Source organism: Serratia sp. CY40230 (assembly GCF_052168835.1).
Lineage (GTDB): Bacteria > Pseudomonadota > Gammaproteobacteria > Enterobacterales > Enterobacteriaceae > Serratia > Serratia nematodiphila.
The window spans coordinates 215,667-240,836 of record NZ_JBJNLX010000005.1 but is presented as its reverse complement, the minus strand read 5'-3'; the positions used below and the strand labels follow the sequence as shown (position 1 = coordinate 240,836).

General features: G+C 59.3%; 22 protein-coding genes, 3 tRNA genes and 1 other RNA gene. 12 read left to right on the top strand and 14 right to left on the bottom strand.

The window, feature by feature from the left end; all coding sequences use genetic code 11:
- Positions 1 to 37: 37 nt before the first annotated feature.
- From hemP to ppsR, 4 genes are all read right to left on the bottom strand, one after another.
- Entirely contained in the window at positions 38 to 220 is a 183-nt protein-coding gene (gene hemP / locus ACJ8IJ_RS18485) for a hemin uptake protein HemP (protein WP_004931384.1), read from the bottom strand.
- A 171-nt stretch (positions 221 to 391) separates the two neighbouring features.
- Positions 392 to 877 carry a glutathione peroxidase gene (locus tag ACJ8IJ_RS18480; RefSeq protein ID WP_019456010.1) on the bottom strand — a complete coding sequence of 162 codons (486 nt, stop codon included), beginning with the start codon at positions 875 to 877 and terminating at the stop codon, positions 392 to 394.
- Between the two features lie 105 nt (positions 878 to 982).
- Positions 983 to 2,029 carry a 3-deoxy-7-phosphoheptulonate synthase gene (locus ACJ8IJ_RS18475; RefSeq protein ID WP_049186319.1) on the bottom strand — a complete coding sequence of 349 codons (1,047 nt, stop codon included), beginning with the start codon at positions 2,027 to 2,029 and terminating at the stop codon, positions 983 to 985.
- A gap of 197 nt (positions 2,030 to 2,226) precedes the next feature.
- Positions 2,227 to 3,087 carry a posphoenolpyruvate synthetase regulatory kinase/phosphorylase PpsR gene (gene ppsR, locus ACJ8IJ_RS18470; protein WP_049239973.1) on the bottom strand — a complete coding sequence of 287 codons (861 nt, stop codon included), beginning with the start codon at positions 3,085 to 3,087 and terminating at the stop codon, positions 2,227 to 2,229.
- Positions 3,088 to 3,546: 459 nt separating this feature from the next.
- On the opposite strand from ppsR, the gene ppsA reads away from it, so the two are divergent.
- Positions 3,547 to 5,925 carry a phosphoenolpyruvate synthase gene (ppsA, locus tag ACJ8IJ_RS18465; protein ID WP_004931376.1) on the top strand — a complete coding sequence of 793 codons (2,379 nt, stop codon included), beginning with the start codon at positions 3,547 to 3,549 and terminating at the stop codon, positions 5,923 to 5,925.
- Positions 5,926 to 6,034: 109 nt separating this feature from the next.
- On the opposite strand, the gene rprA is transcribed toward ppsA, so the two are convergent.
- Positions 6,035 to 6,144: antisense sRNA RprA (gene rprA / locus ACJ8IJ_RS18460), an RNA gene on the bottom strand.
- 257 nt (positions 6,145 to 6,401) lie between these two features.
- Entirely contained in the window at positions 6,402 to 7,502 is a 1,101-nt protein-coding gene (gene ydiK / locus ACJ8IJ_RS18455; protein ID WP_004931374.1) for an AI-2E family transporter YdiK, read from the bottom strand.
- A 245-nt stretch (positions 7,503 to 7,747) separates the two neighbouring features.
- Here ydiK and ydiJ point away from each other — a divergent pair, with 245 nt between their 5' ends.
- Positions 7,748 to 10,804 carry a D-2-hydroxyglutarate dehydrogenase YdiJ gene (gene ydiJ, locus ACJ8IJ_RS18450; RefSeq protein ID WP_164123383.1) on the top strand — a complete coding sequence of 1,019 codons (3,057 nt, stop codon included), beginning with the start codon at positions 7,748 to 7,750 and terminating at the stop codon, positions 10,802 to 10,804.
- Positions 10,801 to 11,217 carry a 1,4-dihydroxy-2-naphthoyl-CoA hydrolase gene (gene menI, locus ACJ8IJ_RS18445; protein ID WP_004931370.1) on the top strand — a complete coding sequence of 139 codons (417 nt, stop codon included), beginning with the start codon at positions 10,801 to 10,803 and terminating at the stop codon, positions 11,215 to 11,217. Before ydiJ ends, menI begins: the two co-directional genes overlap by 4 nt.
- A 45-nt stretch (positions 11,218 to 11,262) precedes the next feature.
- Here menI and ACJ8IJ_RS18440 read toward each other — a convergent pair whose 3' ends face one another.
- Positions 11,263 to 11,667, bottom strand: coding sequence for a hypothetical protein (locus ACJ8IJ_RS18440; RefSeq protein ID WP_004931369.1), 405 nt, complete (start codon positions 11,665 to 11,667; stop codon positions 11,263 to 11,265).
- A 526-nt stretch (positions 11,668 to 12,193) separates the two neighbouring features.
- Between ACJ8IJ_RS18440 and sufA the strand changes: the two genes are divergently transcribed.
- From sufA to ACJ8IJ_RS18405, 7 genes are all read left to right on the top strand, one after another.
- Entirely contained in the window at positions 12,194 to 12,565 is a 372-nt protein-coding gene (sufA, locus tag ACJ8IJ_RS18435) for a Fe-S cluster assembly scaffold SufA (protein WP_004931368.1), read from the top strand.
- Positions 12,566 to 12,579: 14 nt separating this feature from the next.
- The gene (gene sufB / locus ACJ8IJ_RS18430) at positions 12,580 to 14,076 is read left to right on the top strand and encodes a Fe-S cluster assembly protein SufB (RefSeq protein ID WP_033642904.1); all 1,497 of its coding nucleotides are present in this window, start codon (positions 12,580 to 12,582) and stop codon (positions 14,074 to 14,076) included.
- A gap of 43 nt (positions 14,077 to 14,119) precedes the next feature.
- A complete protein-coding gene (gene sufC, locus ACJ8IJ_RS18425) occupies positions 14,120 to 14,866 on the top strand; it encodes a Fe-S cluster assembly ATPase SufC (RefSeq protein WP_016927936.1) in 747 nt (248 codons plus the stop codon).
- Entirely contained in the window at positions 14,841 to 16,127 is a 1,287-nt protein-coding gene (gene sufD / locus ACJ8IJ_RS18420) for a Fe-S cluster assembly protein SufD (RefSeq protein ID WP_049186324.1), read from the top strand. Before sufC ends, sufD begins: the two co-directional genes overlap by 26 nt.
- Positions 16,124 to 17,350, top strand: a complete 1,227-nt coding sequence (gene sufS, locus ACJ8IJ_RS18415) for a cysteine desulfurase SufS (protein WP_154870493.1) — start codon at positions 16,124 to 16,126, stop codon at positions 17,348 to 17,350. The genes sufD and sufS overlap by 4 nt, the downstream gene beginning before the upstream one ends.
- Before the next feature lie 36 nt (positions 17,351 to 17,386).
- The gene (sufE, locus tag ACJ8IJ_RS18410; RefSeq protein ID WP_004931358.1) at positions 17,387 to 17,803 is read left to right on the top strand and encodes a cysteine desulfuration protein SufE; all 417 of its coding nucleotides are present in this window, start codon (positions 17,387 to 17,389) and stop codon (positions 17,801 to 17,803) included.
- A 296-nt stretch (positions 17,804 to 18,099) separates the two neighbouring features.
- On the top strand, positions 18,100 to 19,113 hold the full coding sequence (locus tag ACJ8IJ_RS18405; protein ID WP_004931356.1) for a L,D-transpeptidase family protein: 1,014 nt from the start codon (positions 18,100 to 18,102) through the stop codon (positions 19,111 to 19,113).
- 142 nt (positions 19,114 to 19,255) lie between these two features.
- Here the strand turns inward: ACJ8IJ_RS18405 and ACJ8IJ_RS18400 are convergent, their stop codons facing one another.
- The 7 genes from ACJ8IJ_RS18400 to ACJ8IJ_RS18370 form a co-directional block, all read right to left on the bottom strand.
- A complete protein-coding gene (locus tag ACJ8IJ_RS18400) occupies positions 19,256 to 19,492 on the bottom strand; it encodes a major outer membrane lipoprotein (RefSeq protein WP_004931354.1) in 237 nt (78 codons plus the stop codon).
- Positions 19,493 to 19,800: 308 nt separating this feature from the next.
- A complete protein-coding gene (gene pykF, locus ACJ8IJ_RS18395; RefSeq protein WP_004931353.1) occupies positions 19,801 to 21,213 on the bottom strand; it encodes a pyruvate kinase PykF in 1,413 nt (470 codons plus the stop codon).
- Positions 21,214 to 21,613: 400 nt separating this feature from the next.
- Positions 21,614 to 21,919: a cupin gene (locus tag ACJ8IJ_RS18390; protein WP_015377721.1), complete on the bottom strand. Its 306-nt coding sequence runs from the start codon at positions 21,917 to 21,919 to the stop codon at positions 21,614 to 21,616.
- A 119-nt stretch (positions 21,920 to 22,038) separates the two neighbouring features.
- Positions 22,039 to 22,115: transfer RNA gene (locus ACJ8IJ_RS18385), tRNA-Val, on the bottom strand.
- Between the two features lie 20 nt (positions 22,116 to 22,135).
- Positions 22,136 to 22,212: transfer RNA gene (locus ACJ8IJ_RS18380), tRNA-Val, on the bottom strand.
- Between the two features lie 20 nt (positions 22,213 to 22,232).
- Positions 22,233 to 22,309 (bottom strand) — tRNA-Val (locus ACJ8IJ_RS18375).
- 181 nt (positions 22,310 to 22,490) lie between these two features.
- On the bottom strand, positions 22,491 to 23,867 hold the full coding sequence (locus tag ACJ8IJ_RS18370) for an MATE family efflux transporter (protein WP_033633189.1): 1,377 nt from the start codon (positions 23,865 to 23,867) through the stop codon (positions 22,491 to 22,493).
- Positions 23,868 to 24,106: 239 nt separating this feature from the next.
- Between ACJ8IJ_RS18370 and ACJ8IJ_RS18365 the strand changes: the two genes are divergently transcribed.
- Together ACJ8IJ_RS18365 and ACJ8IJ_RS18360 are read left to right on the top strand one after the other, a co-directional pair.
- Positions 24,107 to 24,757 (top strand): riboflavin synthase, encoded by a 651-nt coding sequence (locus ACJ8IJ_RS18365; protein WP_004931347.1) that lies wholly within the window; start codon positions 24,107 to 24,109, stop codon positions 24,755 to 24,757.
- A 54-nt stretch (positions 24,758 to 24,811) separates the two neighbouring features.
- A complete protein-coding gene (locus tag ACJ8IJ_RS18360) occupies positions 24,812 to 25,105 on the top strand; it encodes an I78 family peptidase inhibitor (protein ID WP_016927929.1) in 294 nt (97 codons plus the stop codon).
- Positions 25,106 to 25,170 lie beyond the last annotated feature (65 nt).

The following is a 25,170-nucleotide window of genomic DNA, read 5'->3' as shown; positions in this document are numbered from 1 at the left end:
AAACGATCGGGGTGGCTGGCGTTTGAGGATTCTGTGGTTATTTGGTCAGGATCAATTTCCCGGCTTTGGTCTGCCGCAGTTGATAGCGCTGGCCCTGATGGGTAATGAACGCGATGCCGTCGGCGCCGAGCAGCTGTGCGCTGTCGTAGCTGGGCGGCGCGTTTGCGCTGTGCTCGTTCGGGGCCGCGGCGGCGGGGGTTGGCGTGTTGGCAGTATCCATCATCATTGTGCTTAAAAAACAGACCATTAAATGGTAATTAATATCAAACTGAGAATCATTATCATGTGAAGGAAAGGTTACATCAAGGAAAATTTTCTTACCGATGGAACCTTTTTGTCGAACGGGCATCCGGCGGCGGGCCGAGCGCACTCGGCCCGTAAAAAAGGGGCGTTATTTCAGCAGGGTTTCGATGCGGTCAAACAGGCGTTCGGGTTTGGTGATCGGCGCAAAACGCGTGACGCGCTGGCCGTCGGCGGTGAGCAGGAATTTGGTGAAGTTCCATTTGATGCGGCGGCTGCCGAGAATGCCGGGCGCCAGGCGTTTCAGCTCATTGAACAGCGGGTGGGCGCCGGGGCCGTTGACCTCTATCTTGCTGAACAGCGGGAAACTGACGCCGTAGTTAAGGCTGCAAAAATTGGCGATCTCCAGCGGGCTGCCCGGTTCCTGAGAACCAAACTGGTTGCAGGGGAAGCCGAGCACCATCAGGCCACGTTCGCGATAGTATTGCCACAGATTTTCCAGCCCGCGATATTGCGGGGTGAAGCCGCACTTGCTGGCGGTGTTGACCACCAGGTAAGCGCGCGCCGGGAAATCGCCCAGCGTTTTTTGCTCGCCCTGCAGCGTGACGCAGGGAATGGATAACAGAGAGTGAATCATGCCGGGGCTCCCAGTGCATTTCGGCGGGTGCTAAAGCGTTGCAATCAGTATAGATGAGCAGGGCGGGATGAATAAAGCCGGGGCAAGGCCCCGGCCTGTGCTGCGTCAGAAACGGCTATCGACCGCATCCGCCAGCATCGCCAGCAGCTGTTCGCTGTCGGACCAGCTCAGGCAAGGATCGGTGATCGACTGGCCATAGGTCAGCGGCTGGCCGGCGACGATCTTCTGCGTGCCTTCCACCAGGAAGCTTTCGGCCATCACGCCGGTGATGGCGGCGGAGCCGGCGCGGATCTGCTGGCAGACGTTGTCGGCCACTTCCAACTGGCGGCGGTGCATTTTCTGGCAGTTGCCGTGGCTGAAGTCGATCACCAGGTGCTCCGGCAGATCGAACTCGCGCAGGCTGTCACAGGCGGCGGCGATATCGCTGGCGTGGTAGTTCGGCGTCTTGCCGCCGCGCATGATGATGTGGCCGTACGGGTTGCCGCTGGTCTGGTAGATGGTCATCTGGCCATGTTTGTCCGGCGACAGGAACATGTGCCCGGCGCGCGCCGCGCGAATGGCGTCGATGGCGATGCGGGTATTGCCGTCGGTGCCGTTTTTGAAGCCGACCGGGCAGGAGAGCGCCGAGGCCATTTCACGGTGGATCTGGCTTTCGGTGGTGCGCGCGCCGATGGCGCCCCAGCTGATCAGGTCGGCGATATATTGGCCAACCACCATGTCCAGGAATTCGGTGGCGGTCGGCAGGCCGAGCTGGTTCACTTCCAGCAGCAGGCGGCGCGCCATTTCGATGCCGCGGTTCACCTGGAAGGTGCCGTCCAGCGCCGGATCGGAGATCAGGCCTTTCCAGCCGACGACGGTGCGCGGTTTTTCGAAGTAGGTGCGCATCACGATCTCCAGGCGGTCCTGGTAACGTTCGCGCAGGGCGTTCAACCGGCCGGCGTAATCGACGGCGGCGTCGAGATCGTGAATGGAGCAGGGGCCGATCACCACCAGCAGGCGGCGGTCTTCGCCGGTGAGGATTTTTTCAATGCGTTTGCGTGACGCTGTCACGTTATCGGCGACGGCCGCCGAGATCGGCAGCTTGTCCGCCAACGCTTGCGGCGTGACGAGGCTGTCGATGCGCGCGGTCCGCAGTTCATCTGTTTTGTACATGTTGTTCCCTGGAAACTGTTCTTCTCTGCGGCAGGAGTGCCGGGAAGTGATGGCGATCACAATAACGCAAAAAGCGCTGAATTCAACCGTAGAGATTGCGTTCTGTTGATCAAAGCCGCGAAAAAAAGCACAAAAAAATCAGCTGCTGCTGAAATAAACGGCAGACGGCGGGGCACAGCGGCCCCGCGAGGAAAAGATCAGAACATGCGGCGGCTCATGCCAAGGATGTCGAGGATTTTGGTGGAGATCTCTTCGACCGAATAGTTGGTGGTATTGAGGTAGCGGATCTGATTTTTGCGGAACAGCGCCTCGACCTCGGCGATCTCCATGCGGCACTGGCGCAAGGAGGCATAGCGGCTGTTTTCACGCCGCTCTTCGCGGATCGCCGCCAGGCGCTCCGGATCGATGGTCAGGCCGAATAATTTATGCTGAAACGGTTTCAGCGAGGCCGGCAGGTGCAAATTGTCCATATCGTCGGCGATAAACGGGTAGTTGGCGGCGCGGATGCCGAACTGCATCGCCAGATAGAGGCTGGTGGGGGTTTTGCCGCAGCGCGAGACGCCGAGCAGGATCACCTGCGCCTGATCGAGGTTGCGCAGCGAAATGCCGTCGTCATGCGCCAGGGTATAGTCTATGGCGGCAATGCGCGCGTCGTACTTGCCGAGGTTGCTGGCGGTCAGGCCGTGGGTGCGGTTCGGCACTGGCGTCGGCTCCACCTCCAGCTCACCCTGCAGCGGGCCGACCAGCGCCTGCACGATATCCTGACAGAAGCCTTGGCTCTGAACGATCACGTCGCGCACTTCCGGCGAGATGATGGAGTAAAACACCAGCGGCCGTACACCGGTTTCATTATAGATATCATCGATTTGTTGGCGAACTGCGCGTGCGCGTGCCTCGGTTTCGACAAACGGCAAGGTGTACGTGGTCGCCGTGACCGGGAACTGCGACAGCACCGCGTGTCCCAGCACTTCGGCGGTGATCGCCGTCCCATCCGAAATATAAAAAACGCTTCTTTCCACCCGAGGCTCCTTACCTGAAAACGGTGTTCCTGCTGTCATCACTGCCAATATCATGAGCCGCAGACGATCCGCCGGTAAAGGGGCGAGGGAAAAAATTGTGACGGCGGGGCGGTAAAGCGTCTTGCGGCGGCGCACGAAGAAAAGCGCGCTTTGGCGACGGTAGAAATCGCGGCGCAGCGACGCTGTTCGAGCCGAAACGTAAATTTGTCGCTATTTTCACCAAAAACGATAGCGTTTGCGTGGTCATTAAAACAGAATTTTAAAAAGAGCGTAATTTGTTGAGAACTAAGCTTTTCGTGCGATTGGGAACGGTTCCCAGGCAAATCAGCCGGTTAGGACATTCTCTTAAAAACCACTTTCTTCAGTGGGTTGATCGATTCACCTTTCCATTTTCCCCGGATCAGTGTGCTAGTCTGATTCGGCTCCGTGTTAGCGGTGCCGTAAAGCAAGCGAATTAAATCCGTCTTTACCCTACTGATAGCAATAAGGATTGTCTCGATGTCCAACAATGGCCCAGACTTGCGTAATGTGCTTTGGTACAACCAGCTTGGCATGCACGACGTTGACCGTGTCGGCGGCAAAAATGCCTCCCTCGGTGAAATGATCACCAATCTTTCCGATTTGGGCGTGGCCGTGCCTAACGGTTTTGCCACCACCGCACAGGCGTTTAACGATTTCCTCGAACAAAGCGGTGTTAACCAGCGCATCTATCAGTTACTGGATCAGACTGACGTTGACGACGTTGCCCAACTGGCCAAGGCCGGCGCCCAGATCCGCCAATGGGTGATCGACACGCCGTTCCACGCCGAGTTCGAGCGTGAAATTCATCAGGCTTACCAACAGCTCGCCGACGGCGAACCGGAAGCTTCCTTTGCGGTGCGCTCCTCCGCCACGGCGGAAGACATGCCGGACGCCTCCTTTGCCGGTCAGCAGGAAACCTTCCTCAACGTGCAGGGCATCGATGCCGTAATGGTGGCGATCAAGCACGTGTTCGCGTCGCTGTTCAACGATCGCGCCATCTCTTATCGCGTGCACCAGGGCTACGATCACCGTGGCGTGGCGTTGTCGGCCGGCGTACAGCGCATGGTGCGCTCGGATCTGGCCTCCTCGGGCGTCATGTTCACCATCGACACCGAGTCCGGCTTTGATCAGGTGGTATTCATCACCTCCGCTTTCGGCTTGGGTGAAATGGTGGTGCAGGGCGCGGTGAACCCGGATGAGTTCTACGTGCACAAACCGACGCTGCAAAACGGCAAGCCGGCGATCGTGCGCCGCAACCTGGGTTCGAAAAAGATCCGCATGGTATACGCGCCGTCGCAGGATCACGGCAAGCAGGTGCGCATCGAAGACGTGCCGGAAGCGCAGCGCAGCCGTTTCTCGCTGACGGATGAAGAAGTGCAGGCGCTGGCGCAGCAGGCGATCCTGATCGAAAAACATTATGGCCGCCCGATGGATATCGAGTGGGCGAAAGACGGCCATACCGGCAAGCTGCTGATCGTGCAGGCACGCCCGGAGACCGTACGCTCCAACGAGCAGACCATGGAACGCTACCAGCTGAACGGCACCAGCCCGGTGCTGGTGGAAGGCCGCGCCATCGGCCACCGCATCGGCGCCGGTCCGGTGAAAGTGATCCACGACATCAGCGAAATGGATCGCATCCAGCCGGGCGACGTGCTGGTGACCGACATGACCGACCCGGACTGGGAGCCGATCATGAAGAAGGCCGCCGCGATCGTCACCAACCGCGGCGGGCGCACCTGTCACGCGGCGATCATCGCCCGTGAGCTGGGTATTCCGGCGGTAGTGGGCTGTGGCCACGCCACCGACGTGCTGAAAGACGGCCAGAAAGTCACCGTCTCCTGCGCGGAAGGCGACACCGGCTTCGTTTACAGCGACATGCTGGACTTCAGCGTGCAGAGCTCCGAAGTGACCGAGCTGCCGGATCTGCCGCTGAAGATCATGATGAACGTCGGCAACCCGGATCGCGCTTTCGACTTCGCGCGTTTGCCGAACGAAGGCGTGGGCCTGGCTCGGCTGGAATTTATCATCAACCGCATGATCGGCGTGCACCCGCGCGCGCTGCTGGAGTTCGACCAGCAGACGCCGGCGCTGCAAAATGAAATTCGCGCGCTGATGCAGGGTTACGATCACCCGGTCGAGTTCTACGTCGGTCGCCTAACCGAAGGCATCGCGACGCTGGGCGCCGCCTTCTGGCCGAAGCGCGTGATCGTACGTCTGTCCGACTTCAAATCCAACGAGTACGCCAACCTGGTGGGCGGCGACAAGTATGAACCGCACGAAGAGAACCCGATGTTGGGCTTCCGCGGCGCCGGCCGTTACGTGGCCGACAGTTTCCGCGATTGCTTCGCGCTGGAGTGCGAGGCGGTGAAACGCGTGCGTAACGATATGGGGCTGACCAACGTCGAAATCATGGTGCCATTCGTGCGCACCGTGGCGCAGGCGGAAGCGGTGGTGGCCGAGTTGGCGCGTCAGGGGCTGAAACGCGGCGAAAACGGGTTGAAAGTGATAATGATGTGCGAAATCCCGTCCAATGCGCTGTTGGCGGATCAGTTCCTCGAGCACTTCGACGGTTTCTCCATCGGCTCCAACGACATGACTCAGCTGGCGCTGGGGCTGGATCGCGATTCCGGCGTAGTGTCGGAACTGTTCGACGAGCGCAACGAGGCGGTGAAAGCGCTGCTGTCGATGGCGATTCAGGCGGCCAAGCGCCACGGCAAATACGTCGGCATCTGCGGCCAGGGCCCGTCTGACCATGAAGACTTCGCCGAGTGGCTGATGGAGCAGGGCATCGACAGCCTGTCGCTTAACCCGGACACTGTGGTGCAGACCTGGATCAATTTGTCGAAAAAGAAATAATGTCTCGGCCTCACTGAGGCATTAACGTCGGGCCGCAGTTAACGCTGCGGCCTTTTTATTTCCGAATGTAAATAACGGCGCGTAAAATAATCAATTCGACGAAAAAAGAATAAAAAAAAGCCCACCGTAGGAGATGGGCAAAGACTACACACAGCAATTCACATGTATGGCATTACATTGTTCAGAAAGGTTGCTTTAAAATCAGTGATTTGAAGCAATAGATGGCCATAATACTAGATTTTTGAACGCGACTAGTCATTAAGAATCATCCTAATCGATAGCGGCATCACATTTTATTTGCGGGAGTTATCTCTTTTTTCCGTTTGCAACAAACAGGGATTTACATTGCACCTTTCATTCGCCGTACCGTAATCAATATAGGGCGGCATTATATTGGGCGGAGATATTACTCGAATGAGGTAGGAATAATGACGGGTGTGAAAAGTTCCGCCCGACGGTGCGGGCGGAAGGGGGAATTAGCGTTTTTCCAGCTCGTCGATGACTTGCTCCGGCGCGGAGGTCGGCTCCGGCGCTTCATCCATCCAGGCGGTCAGCAGGCGATAAGACACCGCCAACACCACCGGGCCGATGAACAGGCCGATCATGCCGAAGGCCAGCAAACCGCCGATAACGCCGGACAGGATCAGCAGCAGCGGCAGATCGGCGCCCATGCGGATCAGCACTGGGCGCAGCACGTTATCCAGCGTGGCCACCACACAGCTCCAGACCAGCAGCACGGTGCCCCAGGTGGTGTCGCCGTGCCAGTACAGCCAGATGATGGCCGGCACCAGCACCAACAGCGGCCCCAATTGCGCCACACAGCAGATGAAGATCAGCATCGTCAGCAGAGTGGCGGCAGGAATGCCGCTTACCGCCAGACCGATGCCGCCCAGCACCGACTGCACCAGCGCCGTCACCACCACGCCCAGCGCGACGGCGCGAATCGCCTGGCCGCCCAATAGCACCGCCGCATCGCCGCGCGCGGAACCGAGGCGCACCGCAAAGTGGCGGATACCCAGCGCCACCTGTTCGCCGCGCGCGTACAACAAGGCGCTGAACAGCAGCATCAGTGCGCAGTGCAGCAGCAGGCGGCCGATATGCGCCGCCTGCGCCACGAACCAGGTGGCGGTTTGGCCAAAGTACGGCTGCACCTTCGCCAGCAGCGCGGCGCCGCCGGCGTTAACCAGCGTGTGGTAGCTGGTATAGAGTTTGTCGCCGATCATCGGTACGGACTGCAGCCAGGCGAGATCGGGAATATGCAGTTTGCCCGGCGAACTGGCCCAGGCGATCAGCGGCGCGCTGTTATCCACCACGCTGCTGATCAGCAGTGAGATAGGCAGAATGAACAGCAGGATCAGCAGCAGGGTCATGACCAGCACCGCCAGCGAACGGCGGCCCCACAGCAGCTTTTGCAGTTTGAGCAGCAGCGGCCAGGTGGCGATCACCACCATGCCCGCCCAGGCGAAGCCGAGAATAAACGGTTGGATCACCCAAAAACAGGCGACGATCATGATGGCGATAAACAGCACGCCGAAAATAATTCGCGGTAAGTCGTAACGCGATTGCGGGAGTGGCATCAGTGGGTTCTCATCCTGGTCAATTAAATCCCTGGCACCGGCGAATCGGGGTGCCTGTCGGTCGGTTTCTCACCGCCGGGCGGCCGCCTGTGGCGGCGCTCGCAGGGCGGTAATAATGTGAATGCCTTCACTAAACGAGTATGTTAGTTTTTAGTGTCACTAAAAAATAGGGTGGGTCTGAATTAAAGGCCCGATTCAGCGTACATCAGCGCATAAAAAATAGACGGACAGGGTCAAAAAAGCGAATGATCCCACAGATTTCTCAGGCGCCCGGCCTCGTTCAACGGGTGCTCGACTTTTTGGAAGCACTGAAGCAAAACGGATTCAACGGCGATACCGCCACCAGCTATGCCGACCGGCTGACGATGGCCACCGACAACAGTATCTATCAGCTGCTGCCCGATGCGGTGGTGTTCCCCCGTTCCACCGCCGACGTGGCGCTGATCGCCCGTCTGGCCGGAGAAGAGCGCTTCAATACGCTGACCTTCAGCCCGCGCGGCGGCGGCACCGGCACCAACGGCCAGTCGCTCAATACCGGCATCGTGGTCGATATGTCGCGCCATATGAACCGCATTCTGGAGATCAACGTCGAACAGGGCTGGGTGAAAGTCGAAGCCGGGGTGATCAAGGACCAGTTGAATCAATACCTGCGGCCGTTCGGCTACTTCTTCTCGCCGGAACTGTCCACCAGCAACCGCGCCACGCTGGGGGGAATGATCAACACCGATGCCTCCGGCCAGGGCTCGCTGGTGTACGGCAAAACCTCCGATCACGTGTTGGGCCTGCGGGCGGTGCTGCTGGGCGGTGAGATGATCGATACCCGCGCCATGCCGACGGCGCTGGCGGAAACGATTGCTCTGGAAGAGACCGCCGAAGGGCGCATCTACCGCACGGTGCTCAACCGCTGCCGCGAGCAGCGCGCGCTGATCCTGGAGAAATTCCCCAAGCTCAACCGCTTCCTCACCGGTTACGATCTGCGCCATGTGCTGAGCGACGATCTGCAAACCTTCGATTTGACGCGTATTCTGACCGGCGCCGAGGGTACGCTGGCGTTTATCACCGAGGCGCGGCTGGACATCACGCCGCTGCCGAAAGTGCGCCGCCTGGTCAACGTGAAGTACGATTCCTTCGACTCGGCGCTGCGCAATGCGCCCTTTATGGTCGAGGCCAAGGCGCTGTCGGTGGAAACCATCGATTCCAAGGTGCTGAACCTGGCGCGTGAAGACATCGTTTGGCACTCGGTGAACGAACTGATCGCCGACGTGCCGGATAAAGAGATGCTCGGGCTGAACATCGTCGAGTTCGCCGGCGACGATCGGGCGCTGATCGACGGCCAGATGGAAGCCCTGTGCCAACGGCTGGACGAATTGATCGCGCAGCGGCAGGGCGGCGTGATCGGGTACCAGATCTGCGGCGATCTGGCTGGCATCGAGCGCATTTACAACATGCGCAAGAAGGCGGTCGGGCTGCTGGGCAACGCCAAAGGGCGCGCCAAGCCGATTCCGTTCGCCGAGGACACCTGTGTGCCGCCGCAACATCTGGCGGACTATATCGTCGAATTTCGGCAACTGCTCGATGACCACAATCTGAGCTATGGCATGTTTGGCCACGTCGACGCCGGGGTGCTGCACGTGCGCCCGGCGCTCGACATGTGCGACCCGCAGCAGGAAGTGCTGATGAAGCAGATCTCCGATCGGGTGGTGGCGCTGACCGCCAAATACGGCGGCCTGCTGTGGGGGGAACACGGCAAGGGGTTCCGCGCGGAATACAGCCCTGAATTCTTCGGGGAAACGCTGTATGAAGAGCTGCGCCGCATCAAGGCGGCGTTCGATCCGGATAACCGCCTGAACCCAGGCAAGATCTGTTCGCCGCTGGCGGTGGATGCGCCGATGATGCAGGTGGATGCGGTCAAACGCGGCACCTTCGATCGGCAGATCCCGGTCGAGGTGCGCACCTCGTTCCGTGGCGCGCTGGAGTGTAACGGCAACGGCCTGTGCTTCAACTTCGACGTGCGCAGCCCGATGTGCCCGTCGATGAAGATCAGCGGCAACCGCATTCATTCGCCGAAAGGGCGGGCGACGCTGGTGCGCGAGTGGCTGCGTCTGTTGGCCGAGCAGGGGGTCGATCCGCTGGCGCTGGAGAAACAGCTGCCGCAGCAGCGCCTCAGCTTGCGCGGCCTGATCGAGAAAACCCGCAACAGCTGGCACGCCGGCAAGGGTGAGTATGACTTCTCGCACGAAGTGAAAGAGGCGATGTCCGGCTGCCTGGCCTGTAAGGCCTGTTCAACCCAGTGTCCCATCAAGATTGACGTGCCGGGATTCCGTTCGCGCTTCCTGCAGCTTTACCACACTCGCTATCTGCGCCCGGTAAGCGACTACATGGTCGCCGGCGTGGAGAGCTATACCCCGTTGATGGCCCGCGCGCCGAAGGTGTTCAACTTCTTCTTCCGCCAGCCGTGGCTGCGGGAGATGAGCCGCAACGCCATCGGCATGGTCGATCTGCCGCTGTTGTCCAGCCCGACGCTGCGTCAGCAGCTGTCCGGCCACCGCGCGATCACGCTGACGCTGGAGCAGTTGGAAGGGCTGAGCGCCGAGCAGCGCGCAGAACACGTGTTGATCGTCCAGGATCCGTTCACCAGCTATTACGACGCCAAAGTGGTGGCGGACTTTGTCCGGCTGGTGGAGAAGCTCGGCTATAAACCGGTGCTGCTGCCGTTCTCGCCGAACGGCAAGGCGCAACATGTGAAGGGCTTCCTGACGCGGTTCGCCCGCACCGCGCGCAAAACCGCCGATTTCCTCAACCGCGTGGCGCAGCTAGGCATGCCGCTGGTGGGCGTCGATCCGGCGCTGGTGCTGTGCTACCGCGACGAATACCGCGAGATCCTCGGCGCCGAGCGCGGCGATTTCCAGGTGCAGCTGGTGCATGAATGGCTGCAGCAGCGGATCGCGGATCGCGCCGAACAGCCGGCGACCGGCGAGCCGTGGTATCTGTTCGGCCACTGCACCGAAACCACCGCGCTGCCGGCCAGCGGCCAACAGTGGGCGGCGATCTTCGCCCGTTTCGGCGCCAAACTGGAGAACGTCAGCGTCGGCTGCTGCGGCATGGCGGGCACTTACGGCCATGAAGCCAGGAACCTGCAAAACTCGCTCGGCATTTATGAGCTATCATGGCATCCGACGCTACAGCGTTTGCCGCGGCAGCGCTGCCTGGCGACCGGCTATTCCTGCCGCAGCCAGGTGAAACGCATCGAGGGCAATGGCGTGCGCCACCCATTACAGGCACTTCTGGAGATGATTGAGTGAAATTGTGGAAACGTGAAACATCGCTGGAGCAGCTGAACCGCGCCGGCGACGGCTGCATGGTCAGCCATGTGGGCATCGAGTTTACCCAACTGGGCGAGGATTTCCTCGAGGCCACCATGCCGGTCGATAGCCGTACCCGGCAGCCGTTCGGGCTGTTGCACGGCGGGGCGTCGGTGGTGCTGGCGGAATCGATGGGATCGATGGCCGGCTACCTGTGCAGTGAGGGCGAGCAGAAAGTGGTGGGGCTGGAGATCAACGCCAACCACCTGCGCGCGGTGTTCGATGGCCAGGTGCGCGGGGTGTGCCGCGCACTGCACGTCGGCCGTCGCCATCAGGTGTGGCAAATCGAGATCTTCGACGCGCGCGATCGGTTGTGCTGCACCTCGCGTCTGACCACGGCGGTCATCGACTGATCCCCGCCGCTTTCCGCAGGCGATCGGCCTGCGGAGCCTTTCGCTTTACAGCTGAAACGGCACGCGTTTGACGAAGTCCTTCTGAAACGCGTTCGCCTTCTCCCAGGTGCCTTCCATTGCATATTTTTGGCAGATCAGCGTCAGCGTATGGCGGGCGAAGTGGTAGCTTTGCACCCGAAACAGCTGGCAACGCTGTGGGTTGTTGATCTCGACGATCAGCCGGTTGTGCAGCTTGCTGAGCGCGTGCAGGTAGCTGTCGTCGTCGCCGTTCTCCAGACACAAATTGGCCATGGTAAGGCTGACGCTGTTGTACCGCTTCAGGTGGTCGATATTGCATTCCGGGCGCCGTAGCGCCGCTTCGGCCATGTAAAAGTCCACCGTGGCGTCGCGCACGCTGAATTTGTAGTCATCAATCTTGCCCAGCAACCATGCGTTGATCGAAAGAGTCATTGGCTTCGCGCTCAAATTCAAATTGAATGATAATCATTATCATATAAACTGCCGCGTTGCCGATCAATCCCCGGCGTGGCGTTTTTTCATCGCGTGAGGTGTAAAAGGCCGCCGACGACCCAACTTGATGCTGAGCGACTAAACTTTAACCTGAGGGCGCGCGCTTGCGCTGCGCCACGAAATGCCGATAAACGCACATTTACGACAGACAGAATGCAGAAATAGGTATTTTCTATGAATGTTTAGATCGGCAACGTACCGCGGCGCTGTAACGCTGACGGGCCACCGGGGAGTGCGGTACGGTGATACAGGATAAAGAACAAATTCATAGGGATAGCATGCACACCTTGCCGCCAGACGCCGCAAGCCGCCACGGATGTCCCGCTGGCTTGCCGCACGCCGCAGCGAAAAACCGCGCTTGCGGCGGATACCCCCGCAAAACAAACGGTTGAAGTGATAATCGTTATCACTAACATATAAGCAACCCAGATTGGCTGTGGCCAAACACGAGTGTGAGGTAGACCCTATGCAAACGGAAAATGTCGGCACTTTTTCTCTGGATGAAAATGTCTGGCAAGGCATTTCGCTCAGCGACAGCGCCGTACGACAAATAACCAAACTGATGCAGCAGGATCCGCAGGTGAAAGGGCTGCAGCTAGGGGTGAAACAATCCGGCTGCGCCGGCTTTGCCTATGTGCTGGATCTGACCCGCGAACCCGCCGATGACGATCTGCTGTTTGAGCGCGACGGCGCCAAACTCTATGTGCCGCTGAAGGCCATGCCGTTCATCGATGGCACCACGGTAGATTATGTCCGCGAAGGGCTGAATCAGATATTCAAATTCAACAACCCTAAAGCTCAGCATGCCTGCGGGTGCGGCGAGAGCTTTGGCGTTTGAGCGATGCAATCAACATGACACGAAGCAATGTAGAAATGCCTAATGAAGTGCAGGCTTGGGTCAGCGAAGGTCGCTACAAAGAAGGTTTCTTCACCCAGCTGGCAACCGATGAGTTGGCCAAGGGCATCAACGAAGAGGTGGTGCGCGCCATATCGGCCAAGCGCAACGAACCCGAGTGGATGCTGGAATTCCGCCTCGAGGCTTATCGCGCCTGGCTGCAGATGGAAGAGCCGCACTGGCTGAAGGCCAATTACGAACGCCTGAACTACCAGGACTACAGTTACTATTCGGCGCCGTCCTGCGGCAGCTGCGACGATGCATGCGGTTCGCAACCCGGCGCCGAGCAGCAACCGGGCGCGGCGACGGAAAAAGATTACCTGACCAGCGAAGTGGAGCTGGCGTTCAACCAGCTCGGCGTGCCGGTGCGCGAGGGCAGCGAGGTGGCGGTGGACGCCATCTTCGACTCGGTCTCGGTCGCCACCACCTACCGTGAAAAACTGGCGGAGAGCGGGGTGATCTTCTGTTCGTTCGGCGAAGCGATCCAGGAATACCCGGAGCTGGTGCGTCAATACCTGGGGCGCGTGGTGCCGTCCAACGATAACTTCTTCGCTGCGCTGAACGCCGCGGTGGCCTCCGACGGCACCTTCGTCTATGTGCCGAAAGGGGTGCGCTGCCCGATGGAGCTGTCGACCTACTTCCGCATCAACGCCGCCAAAACCGGCCAGTTCGAGCGCACCATCCTGATCGCCGACGAAGGCAGCTACGTCAGCTATATCGAAGGCTGTTCCGCCCCGGTGCGCGACAGCTACCAGCTGCACGCGGCGGTGGTGGAAGTGATCCTGCATAAAGACGCCGAAGTGAAATACTCGACGGTGCAGAACTGGTTCTCCGGCGGCGAGAGCAAGGGCGGTATCCTCAACTTCGTCACCAAGCGCGCGCTGTGCGAAGGCGCCGGTTCGAAAATGTCCTGGACCCAGTCGGAAACCGGCTCGGCCATCACCTGGAAATACCCGAGCGTGATTTTGCAGGGCGACAACTCGATCGGCGAATTCTTCTCGGTGGCGCTGACCAGCGGCCATCAGCAGGCAGATACCGGCACCAAGATGATCCACATCGGCAAAAACACCAGGTCGACCATCATCGCCAAAGGCATCTCCGCCGGCCACAGCGAGAACACCTATCGCGGCCTGGTGAAAATCCTGCCGGGGGCGGAAAACGCCCGTAATTTTACCCAGTGCGACTCGATGCTGATCGGGCCGGACAGCGGTGCCCACACGTTCCCTTACGTTGAAGCGCGCAACAACAGCGCTCAGCTGGAGCACGAAGCCACTACCTCGAAGATCGGCGATGACCAGCTGTTCTACTGCCTGCAGCGCGGCATCAGCGAGGATGACGCCATTTCGATGATCGTCAACGGTTTCTGCAAGGACGTTTTCTCCGAGCTGCCGCTGGAGTTCGCCGTCGAGGCGCAAAAACTCCTGGCCATCAGCCTGGAACACAGCGTGGGTTAATCGCCGCATTTTTAGCGCCGTCGGCGCTATCTGAGGACACAGCATGTTAAGCATCAAGAATTTGAAAGTCAGCGTGGAAGGCAACGAGATCCTCAAGGGATTGGATCTGGAGATCAAACCGGGCGAAGTGCACGCCATCATGGGGCCGAACGGCTCGGGCAAGAGCACGCTGTCCGCCACGCTGGCCGGGCGTGAAGAGTACGAAGTGACCGAAGGGGAAGTCACCTTCAAGGGCAAGGATCTGCTGGAGTTGGATCCGGAAGATCGCGCGGGTGAAGGCGTGTTCCTGGCGTTCCAGTACCCGGTGGAGATCCCTGGCGTCAGCAACCACTTCTTCCTGCAGACGTCGGTCAATGCGGTGCGCAAATACCGCGAACAGGAGCCGCTGGATCGCTTTGACTTCGCCGATTTCATCGAAGAGAAGATCGCGCTGCTGGATATGCCGGCCGATCTGCTGACCCGTTCGGTCAACGTCGGTTTCTCCGGCGGCGAGAAAAAGCGCAACGACATTCTGCAGATGGCGGCGCTGGAGCCGGATCTGTGCATTCTCGATGAAACCGATTCGGGCCTGGACATCGATGCGCTCAAAATCGTCGCCAACGGCGTCAACTCGCTGCGGGACGGCAAGCGCGCCTTTATCATCGTCACCCACTATCAGCGCATTCTGGACTACATCCAGCCGGATTACGTACACGTGCTGTCCCAGGGGCGCATCGTCAAATCCGGCGATTTCTCGCTGGTGAAACAGTTGGAGGAGCAGGGCTATGGCTGGCTTACCGACCAACAGTAATTCAAACGCGCTGCAGCAGCTGTATCGCCTGTTCGAAGGGCGCGGCGGCGAGCGTTCGCCGCATGCGCTGGCGCACTGGCAGCAGGCGCTGCGCCTCGGCTGGCCGACGCGCAAGCATGAAAACTGGAAATACACGCCGCTGGAGAGCCTGCTGGAGCAGCAATTCCTCGAGCCGCAGCCCGCCCCGGTGAGCGCAGAGCAGCTCGAAGCGCTGGCGCTCGGCATCGATGCCTGTCGGCTGGTGTTTATCGATGGCCGCTACAGCGCCGCGCTGAGCGATGGCGACCTGGGCGACTACCAGTTCGAGCTGACCGCCTATGGCACGCCTCAGGCGCTGCCGGAGCCGATCCAGCCGGAGATTTTTCTGCACCTGACCGAAAGCCTGGCGCAGGAAACCAGCCTGATTCGCTTGCCGGCCGGCAAGATCCCTGCACGCCCGCTGTATCTGCTGCACATCAGCAGCGGACGCGGCGCCGCCGGGGAAGTGAACACCGTGCATCACCGCCATCATCTGGAGATCGGGCGCGGGGCTGAGGCGGAAGTGATCGAGCACTACGTCAGCCTGGGCGAGGCCGCACACTTCACCGGCGCGCGCCTGACCGCCAATGTGGCGGACAACGCCGGGCTATTGCACTGCAAGCTGGCGTTTGAGAGCCAGCCAAGCTACCACTTTGCTCACAACGATCTGGTTATCGGCCGCGACGCGCGGGTGAAAAGCGACAGCTTCCTGCTGGGGGCCGGCCTGACGCGGCACAACACCAGCGCGCAGTTGAACGGCGAAGGCGCCAATCTGGTGATCAACAGTCTGGTGCTGCCGGTGGGCAAAGAGATTTGCGACACCCGCACTTATCTGGAGCACAACAAGGGCTATTGCGAAAGCCGCCAGCTGCATAAAACCGTGGTCAGCGATCGCGGCAAGGCGGTGTTCAACGGCATGATCAAAGTGGCCAAGCACGCGATCAAAACCGACGGCCAGATGACTAACCATAACCTGCTGTTGGGCAAGGTGGCGGAAGTGGATACCAAGCCGCAGCTGGAGATCTACGCCGATGACGTCAAGTGCAGCCACGGCGCTACCGTGGGGCGCATCGATGAAGAGCAGCTGTTCTATCTGCAGTCGCGCGGCATCGACAAGCACGCGGCGCAGCAGATGATCATCTTCGCCTTCGCCGCCGAGCTGACCGAAGGCATCGCCAACGACACCATCCGGGAACGGGTGCTGGCGCGCATCGCCCAGCGCCTGCCGGGGGAGGCTGCATGAGTTATCCGATTGAACGCGTACGCGGCGATTTCCCGCTGCTGGCGCGTGAGGTGAACGGCCAACCGCTGGCCTATCTCGACAGCGCCGCCAGCGCGCAGAAACCGCAGGCGGTGATCGACCGCGAGCTGGAGTTCTACCGCCACGGGTATGCGGCGGTGCATCGCGGTATCCACACCCTGAGCGCCGAGGCGACTCAGCAGATGGAAGCGGTGCGGGAACAGGCGGCGCGCTTTATCAATGCTGCCTCGGCGGAAGAGATGGTGTTCGTCAAGGGCACCACCGAAGGCATCAATCTGGTGGCCAACAGCTTTGGCCGCTACCTGCTGCAGCCGGGCGATGCGATTCTCATCACCGAGATGGAGCACCACGCCAACATCGTGCCGTGGCAGATGCTGGCGCAGGAGCGCGGGTTGCAGCTGCGGGTGTGGCCGCTGCAGCCGGACGGTACGCTGGATCTGGCGCGGTTGCCAGAGCTGGTCGACGCGTCCTGTAAACTGCTGGCGCTGACCGAGGTCTCCAACGTGCTGGGCACCGTCAACCCGGTGCGTGAGATCATCGCCCGCGCCAGAACCCTGGCACCGGATCTGACGGTGCTGGTGGACGGCGCGCAGGCGGTGATGCACCAGCGCGTCGATGTCCAGGCGCTGGACTGCGATTTCTACGTGTTTTCCGGCCATAAGCTGTATGGCCCTTCCGGCATCGGCATGCTGTATGGCCGCCAGGCGTTGTTGCAGCAGATGCCGCCGTGGGAAGGGGGCGGCTCGATGATCCGGCAGGTTAGCCTGACGGCGGGCACCACCTTCGCAGATCCGCCGTGGCGCTTCGAGGCCGGTTCGCCGAACACCGCCGGCATCATGGGGCTGGGCGCGGCGTTTGATTACGTCGAAGCCTTGAGCCTGAATGCGATCCACGATTATGAACAGTCGCTGATGCATTACGCGCTCGAGGCGCTCAAGCAGGTGCCAACGCTGAAAATCTATGGTCCGGCGCATCGCGCCGGGGTGATCGCCTTCAATCTGGGAGAGCACCACGCCTATGACGTCGGCAGCTTCCTCGATCAGTACGGTATCGCCATTCGCACCGGCCATCACTGCGCGATGCCGCTGATGGCGTTTTATCAGGTGCCGAGCATGTGCCGTGCTTCGCTGGCGTTATATAATACCCGCGAAGAGGTGGACCGGCTGGTGGCCGGGCTGCAACGCATTCATCAGTTGTTAGGTTAGGCCGGGGCGCGTCCCCGGCGGTACAAAAGGATCCCCATGGCGAATTTGCCGGACAAAGATAAATTGGTGCGTAATTTCTCCCGCTGTCTGAACTGGGAGGAGAAATACCTGTACGTGATTGAACTCGGCGCTAAATTGCCGCCGCTGGACGAGGCGGAGCGGCAGGCCGGCAACCTGATCTCCGGCTGTCAGAGCCAGGTGTGGATCGTGATGCGCCGCGATGAGCAGGGGCAGGTCGAGTTTCACGGCGACAGCGACGCGGCGATCGTCAAAGGGTTGCTGGCGGTGGTGTTCATTCTTTATCGCCAATTGACGCCGCAGCAGATCGTCGATCTCGATGTGCGGCCGTTTTTCACCGAGCTGGCGCTCAGCCAACATCTGACGCCTTCGCGCTCGCAGGGGCTGGAGGCGATGATCCGCGCCATTCGCAGTAAAGCGGCGCAGCTGGCCTGATCCATAACGCCTTCATCCTCAAGACTCATTGATACCTTTGCTTTGTCAATGAGTCTTTACAATTCACGATTTTCCTCCGGGCAACGCGCCCAATTCAGTGATATTTCAGCAGCTTAACTGTTGACGTTTCGTTGACAATCAATGACGGCGATTACGTTATAACGTGTTGATTTTTAGAGGACTTATTGCCTTTGATACCAGCGTTGCTAGTATTAATCAGGTATTGTCTGATTTACCCACCACCTGGCGCTCGTTAGCCTTGTGGGCGAACCGTCATAAAAAATATAGGGATGATAATGAAACGTGCGTTGAGTTTAATGGGCATGGTCTTCGCCACCGTATTGGCCGGCACGCAGGCCGCCAGTGCGACCGAGTACCCGCTGCCGCCGCCGGACAGCCGTCTGATCGGCGAAAACACCACTTATACCGTGCCAAACGACGGCCGCCCGCTGGAAGCCATCGCCGCTGACTACAAGATCGGCCTGCTGGGCATGCTGGAAGCCAACCCCGGCACGGATCCGTTCTTGCCCAAGCCGGGTACGGTGCTGACCATTCCGACCCAAATGCTGCTGCCTGACACCAAGCGTGAAGGGATCATCGTCAACCTGGCTGAGCTGCGCCTTTATTACTATCCGAAAGGCGAGAACAAAGTGATCGTCTATCCGATCGGCATCGGCCAGACCGGGATGCACACGCCGCTGGAGGTGACCTCCATCAGCCAGAAGATCCCTAACCCGACCTGGACGCCCACCGCCAACATCCGCAAGCGCTATCAATCCCAGGGCGTGACGCTGCCTGCGGTGGTGCCGGCCGGCCCTGAGAACCCAATGGGGCTGTTCGCCCTGCGTCTGGCGATGGGGCGCGGTGAATACCTGATCCACGGCACCAACGCCAACTTCGGTATCGGCATGCGCGTCAGCTCCGGCTGCATTCGCCTGCGTCCGACGGATATCGAGGCGCTGTTCAACATGGTGCCGCGAGGTACGCGGGTGCAAGTGATCAACGATCCGGTGAAGATTTCCGTTGAGCCGGACGGCAAACGCTATGTGGAAGTGCACCAACCGCTGTCGCGGGTGGAAAGCGACGATCCGCAGACCATGCCGATTGCGTTGTCTAAAGCGGAGAAAGCCTTTGCGGCCGATGGTCAGACCGATCGCGCCGTGTTCGATAGCGCGGTTGTACGCCGTTCTGGCATGCCGGTGCTGGTCAACGTAGGGGAGAGTCCGTCGGCGGTGAGTTTGACGCCTGCAGCGGCTCCTGCGGCGAATAAGAGCCCATTCAAGGCAGCGCCAATCAGTTCGGTGAACTAGGTTTGCAGGATTGAGCGGTCGAAGAGGGGTTCAGCGTGCTGAACCTCTTTTTTTTTGCCTGCCGTGCAGGAAACCCCCTGGCTGACGAACAGACAAAAAAAACGGCGCACAATGTGCGCCGTTTTCAATAACCAAAGCTATCTTACTTTTTGTAAGCGTGAGCTTGGTTGTCCAGACGCTGGTTAGCGCGTGCTGCGTCGTCTTTAGCAGCTTGAACGTCAGAACGCATTGCGTTCACGTCGTTGCTCAGCTGATCAACTTTAGCGTTCAGAGTCTGAACGTCAGAAGACAGTTGATCGATTTTAGCGTTGCTAGAGCAGCCAGCCAGCAGAGTGGAACCCAGGATTACCGCGCCCAGTACCAGTTTAGTACGATTCATTATAACACCCTCTAGATTGAGTTAATCTCCATGTAGCGTTACAAGTATTACACAAACTTTTTTCGAAAGAGAATAATTTTTTAGTGTTGAGGTGCTTTATTTTGATCGTTCGCTCAAACTTGCATCTGGTTTTACAAATTAGTTAAAAAAACGAGGGAAAACAGCCGGCTTCCATGGGACTACTCCGATTCTTTATTAGCTAAATAATGAGCGGATCGCGGTTGCGTTTTGAGAAAAATAGTTTACTGCTGATAAAAAAAACGCCGCAAAGCGGCGTTTTGATCAAGACAATTATGTCACGTTTTATATTACAGCACGTGTACCGAGGCCGTGTTGGTGGTGCCGCTCGGCACCAGCGCGCCGGAAACCATCACCACGACGTCGCCTTTCTGCGCCAGGCCGCTGGCCAGGGCGGCTTCTTTACCGATGCGGTAGAAGTCGTCGGTGGAGGCGATTTCCTTGACCATCTGCGGGATGACGCCCTTGCTCAGCACCAGCTGATGCGCGGTAGTCTCATTGGTGGTCAGCGCCAGGATCACCGCGTTCGGGAAGTATTTACGCACGGATTTCGCCGACTTGCCGCCGCTGGTGGCGACCACGATCAGCGGCGCGTCGAGTTTCTCGGCGGTTTCAACCGCGCCGCGGCACACCGCTTCGGTGATGCGCAGCTTGCGACGATCGTTCAGGGTGTCGATACGGCTTGGCATCACGCGATCGGTACGCTCGCAGATGGTCGCCATGATGTTGACCGCTTCCAACGGGTATTTGCCCTTGGCGCTCTCGCCGGACAGCATGACGGCATCGGTGCCGTCCAGGATGGCGTTGGCAACGTCGCCAGCTTCCGCACGGGTAGGGCGTGGGTTTTTGATCATGGAATCGAGCATCTGGGTGGCGGTGATCACCACTTTACGCGCGCGGTTGCATTTCTCGATCATCATCTTCTGGGCGAAGATCACTTCTTCTACCGGGATCTCGACGCCCAGATCGCCACGGGCAACCATGATGCCGTCGGACGCTTCGAGGATTTCGTCGAAGTTGTTCAGGCCTTCCTGGTTTTCAATCTTGGAGATGATCTGGATCTGCTCGCCGCCGTGGGCTTTCAGGTGCTCGCGGATCTCCAGAACGTCGGAGCGTTTACGGATGAAGGACGCCGCCACGAAGTCGACGCCTTGCTCGCAGCCGAAGATCAGGTCGCGTTTGTCTTTCTCGGCCAGCGCAGGCAGCTGGATGGACACGCCCGGCAGGTTAACGCCTTTGTTCTCGCCCAGGTCGCCGTTGTTCAGCACCTTACAGATGACTTCGTTCTCGGTCACGTTGGTGACTTCCATGCCGATCAGGCCGTCGTCAACCAGCACGGTGTTGCCGATCTTCAGGTCGGCGGCGAAGCCGGCGTAGGTGACCGCCACGCGCTCGCTGTTGCCGATCACGCTCTGGTCAGTGGTGAAGGTGAAGGTTTGGCCGGCGACCAGCGAGGCGTCTTTGCCGCCTTCCAGTTTCATGGTGCGAATTTCCGGGCCTTTGGTATCCAGCAGGATGCCGGCGTTGATACCGGTTTTCGCCATCACGGCGCGCATGTTCTTGATGCGGTTACCGTGCTCTTCATAGTCGCCGTGAGAGAAGTTGAGACGCATCACGTTCATGCCCGCATTGAGCAGGTTGGTCAGCATTTCTTCCGATTCGGTTTTTGGACCGATGGTACAAACAATTTTGGTCTTTTTCATGGCGGAGTTTTCTACAAGTTGTGATGGATAAAAAAACGAATTTGACCGGCGCGGTTTACGCCGGTAGGGAATTTGGGCCGTGCCTGGTGGTGAAAAACATAGTTATAGTTAAGGATAGGTGACGACAGTTGAAGTGGGGCGGAAAAATTCAGCCCGCGCGGGGGCGCGGGGATGCTGCGCAACGGGGTAAGATCACATCGTGTTATTATTGCGTTTTCGCAGATCAAGGGCTGAAACCATTCAACTGATAGACGTTGCGCATTATAAAGGCTAAGCGGCGGGAAACAAAATAAAAAACCGCGGCGGTGCGGCGGATAGAGCAAAACGGGGCTAAATGTGGCGCAAATGCAACGCGTTGCGGGCCGCTTGTTGCGCAAATAACCTTGCTGTAAATACAGGTTTAACGCGTTTGGGGAATTTCCAGCAGCGTGCCGGCGCTCAGGCAGAAGCAGCCGCTGGCGACGTTGGCCGGCAGGGTCAGGCTCTCGCCGGCACGTACTATCCGGGTGTCGCCGCCGAGGGTGAACTCGAATTCGCCGGATATCACCCGGGTTTGCAGCGCGTGCGCGGGCTTTTGCAACTGGCCGAAGGCGCCGGCCTCGAAACGCACTTCCGCCGCCGGCGAACCGTCGCTCATCACGCCTTCACGGCGGGCAAGGCCATTGTCGAGCGGCAAAAAGGCGGTTTTGGCGGTGAAGGTGGTCATGTGGCGTTCCTGATGGCTGATGGCGGTAGTTCGGCGCAATCGACATGAAAAATCGAACGGTCGGGCAGAGACGATACAACGGGAAGTATAACGTGACAGGGAGAGATGAATCAGCAATATGGTGCGTCCGAGTGGACTCGAACCACCGACCCCCACCATGTCAAGGTGGTGCTCTAACCAACTGAGCTACGGACGCACTGCGCTGCTTCTGAAATTTGGTGCGTCCGAGTGGACTCGAACCACCGACCCCCACCATGTCAAGGTGGTGCTCTAACCAACTGAGCTACGGACGCACTGTACTGCTTCAGGAATTTGGTGCGTCCGAGTGGACTCGAACCACCGACCCCCACCATGTCAAGGTGGTGCTCTAACCAACTGAGCTACGGACGCATCTTTTCCTGCCTGTCATGGCTGACAGCGGGGACGAATATTAACGAGCTACCTGCGTGCTGGCAAGGGGAAAAGCGCAATTTTATTCGGTATTTCACGCGATTGCTGAGGTTGTGCGCAGTCCGGCGTTTTTTTCCGCAAACCGCAACCCGGCCGGGGAGGAAACCGGCCGGGAGCGGATTCAGCGCGTGGATCGCTGCAGGATAACGGCAGTCGGCTGTTTCTGCAGCCAGCGCATGCGCAGCGCCATCATGATGGCGGCGAAGGTCAGTCCGATGATAAAGCCGATCCAGAAACCGCTTGGCCCCATCGCCGGCACCAGCGCATCGGTTAACGCCAGCAGATAGCCGCTCGGCAGGCCCAACACCCAATAAGCGATAAAGGTGATGAAGAAGATCGCGCGGGTATCTTTATAACCGCGCAGCACGCCGCTGCCGATCACCTGGACCGAATCCGAGATCTGGTACAGCGCCGCCAGCAGCATCAACTGCGAGGCCATCGCCACCACCGCCGGGCTGTCGTTGTACAGCAGGGCGATCGGTTCGCGGAAAGTGGCGGTAAACAGCGCGGTGCAGACGGCCATGGTGATGCCGACGCCGATGGCGGAGTAAGCGGCGACGCGTGCGCCTTCGACCGAACCTTCCCCCAGACGATAACCGACGCGGATGGTGGCGCCGACGCCCAGCGACAGCGGCAGCACGAACATCAGCGCGCTGAAGTTAAGTGCGATCTGGTGGCCGGCGACCGCGACGATCCCCAGCGGTGAAACCAGCAGCGCCACCACCGCGAACAGCGTGACTTCGAAGAACAGCGCCAGCGCCACCGGCATGCCGATGCCGATCAGGCGCCTTAGCGCCGCCCAGTCCGGGCCGCCGAGATCGCCGGCCTGGCGTTTGATGTCGCGCTGCGACGGCGCGCGCTTCACGTACCAGCGCATCATCAGGAACATGATCCAGTAGACGCTGCCGGTGGCGACGCCGCAGCCGACGCCGCCGAGTTCCGGCATGCCGAACTTGCCGTAGATAAAGATGTAGTTGATCGGGATATTCACCAGCAGGCCGAGGAAGCCGATCACCATGCCGGGTTTGGTTTTGGACAGCCCCTCGCACTGGTTGCGCATCACCTGGAAGAACAGGTAACCCGGCGCCCCCCACATGATGGCGTGCAGATAGCCGACGGCTTTATCCGCCAACTGCGGATCGATGTTGTGCATCATGTCGATGACGAACTTGCAGTTATACAGCACGACGATCAGCAGCACGGAGACGCCGGAGGCCAGCCAGAAGCCCTGACGCACCTGATGGGCGATGCGATCGCGACGGCCGGCGCCGTTGAGCTGGGCGATAACCGGGGTCAGCGCCAGCAGCAGGCCGTGGCCGAACAAAATGGCCGGCAACCAGATCGAGGTGCCGACCGCCACCGCCGCCATGTCGGTGGCGCTGTAAGCGCCGGCCATGATGGTATCCACCACGCCCATGGCGGTTTGTGATATTTGCGCGATGATGACCGGGATAGCGAGAGCCAATAAACTACGCGCTTCAATTAAGTACTTCTGCACGCATACACCTTTTCTATTTATATATGTGGGAGGGAGGGCTGCCGCGAGAGGACAACAATTAAAATAGCGGAATTTTGTCAAAAAGATTGTACCTGCTCGGCGTCGTTAAGCAAACGCCGCAGATAAATAGTTATTAAATGCGCAGCCATTCTTTTTTTGCCGTCGCGGATTTGGTTTTCAGCGCCAACTGGGGCAAACTGCCGGTAGCGTTTTAACCTATTTAGCAAGAAGAGGCACATATGTTCACCGGTATCGTACAAGGCACCGCGCCGCTGGTCGCCATTGATGAGAAACCCAATTTCCGCACCCACGTGATCGAAATGCCTGCCGAGCTGCTGCCGGGGCTGGAGCTGGGCGCGTCGGTGGCCCATAACGGCTGCTGCCTGACCGTCACCGCGGTGGAAGGCAACCGCGTCAGCTTCGATTTGATCAAAGAAACGTTGCGCCTGACCAACCTCGGCGATCTGGCGCTGGGCGACATCGTCAATATCGAGCGCGCGGCGAAGTTCAATGACGAAATTGGCGGCCATTTGATGTCCGGCCATATTATCTGCACGGCGGAAGTGGCCAAGATTTATACCTCGGAAAATAACCGCCAGGTATGGCTGCGCATGCCGGATGCGGAATTGATGAAATATGTGCTGCACAAAGGTTTCATCGGCATCGACGGCATTAGCCTGACCATCGGCGAAGTGGTGAATAACCGTTTCTGCGTGCACCTGATCCCGGAAACGCTGGATCGCACCACGCTGGGTAAAAAACGCCTCGGCGACAAGGTGAACATCGAGATCGATCCGCAAACGCAGGCGGTGGTGGACACCGTCGAGCGCGTGCTGGCCAATCGGGAAGCGACGTTGGCCGCGGCGATGGCGCCGGCGCACAAAGACTGACAGCGATTCTGGCGTGACCGCCGGCATCGAATCATAAGCAGAGAGGAGAAACGCGTGAAGTTTTATGGGAAAACGTTGTTGTTAACCGCGTTGCTGGCGCTGAGCGCTTGCAGCAGTTCGCCTGAGCAGGGCGCGGGCGCGCAAATGGCCGATGCGGACGATACCTGCGGCGCTTCGCAGTATCAAAATTTTGTCGGCAAACCGATGACCTCGCTGGAAGGCGTGCGGATCGACGCCAAGGTGCGAGCCATTCCGTACAACTCTGCCGTCACCATGGATTTCAACCTGCGCCGTCTGAACTTCCTTGGCGACAGCGACGATAAAATTATTCGCGTTTATTGCGGTTAACCCGCAGGGTTCGAAAGAGCAAAAAAAAGCCCCGGCGAAGATGTTGCCGGGGCTTTTTTATCGGG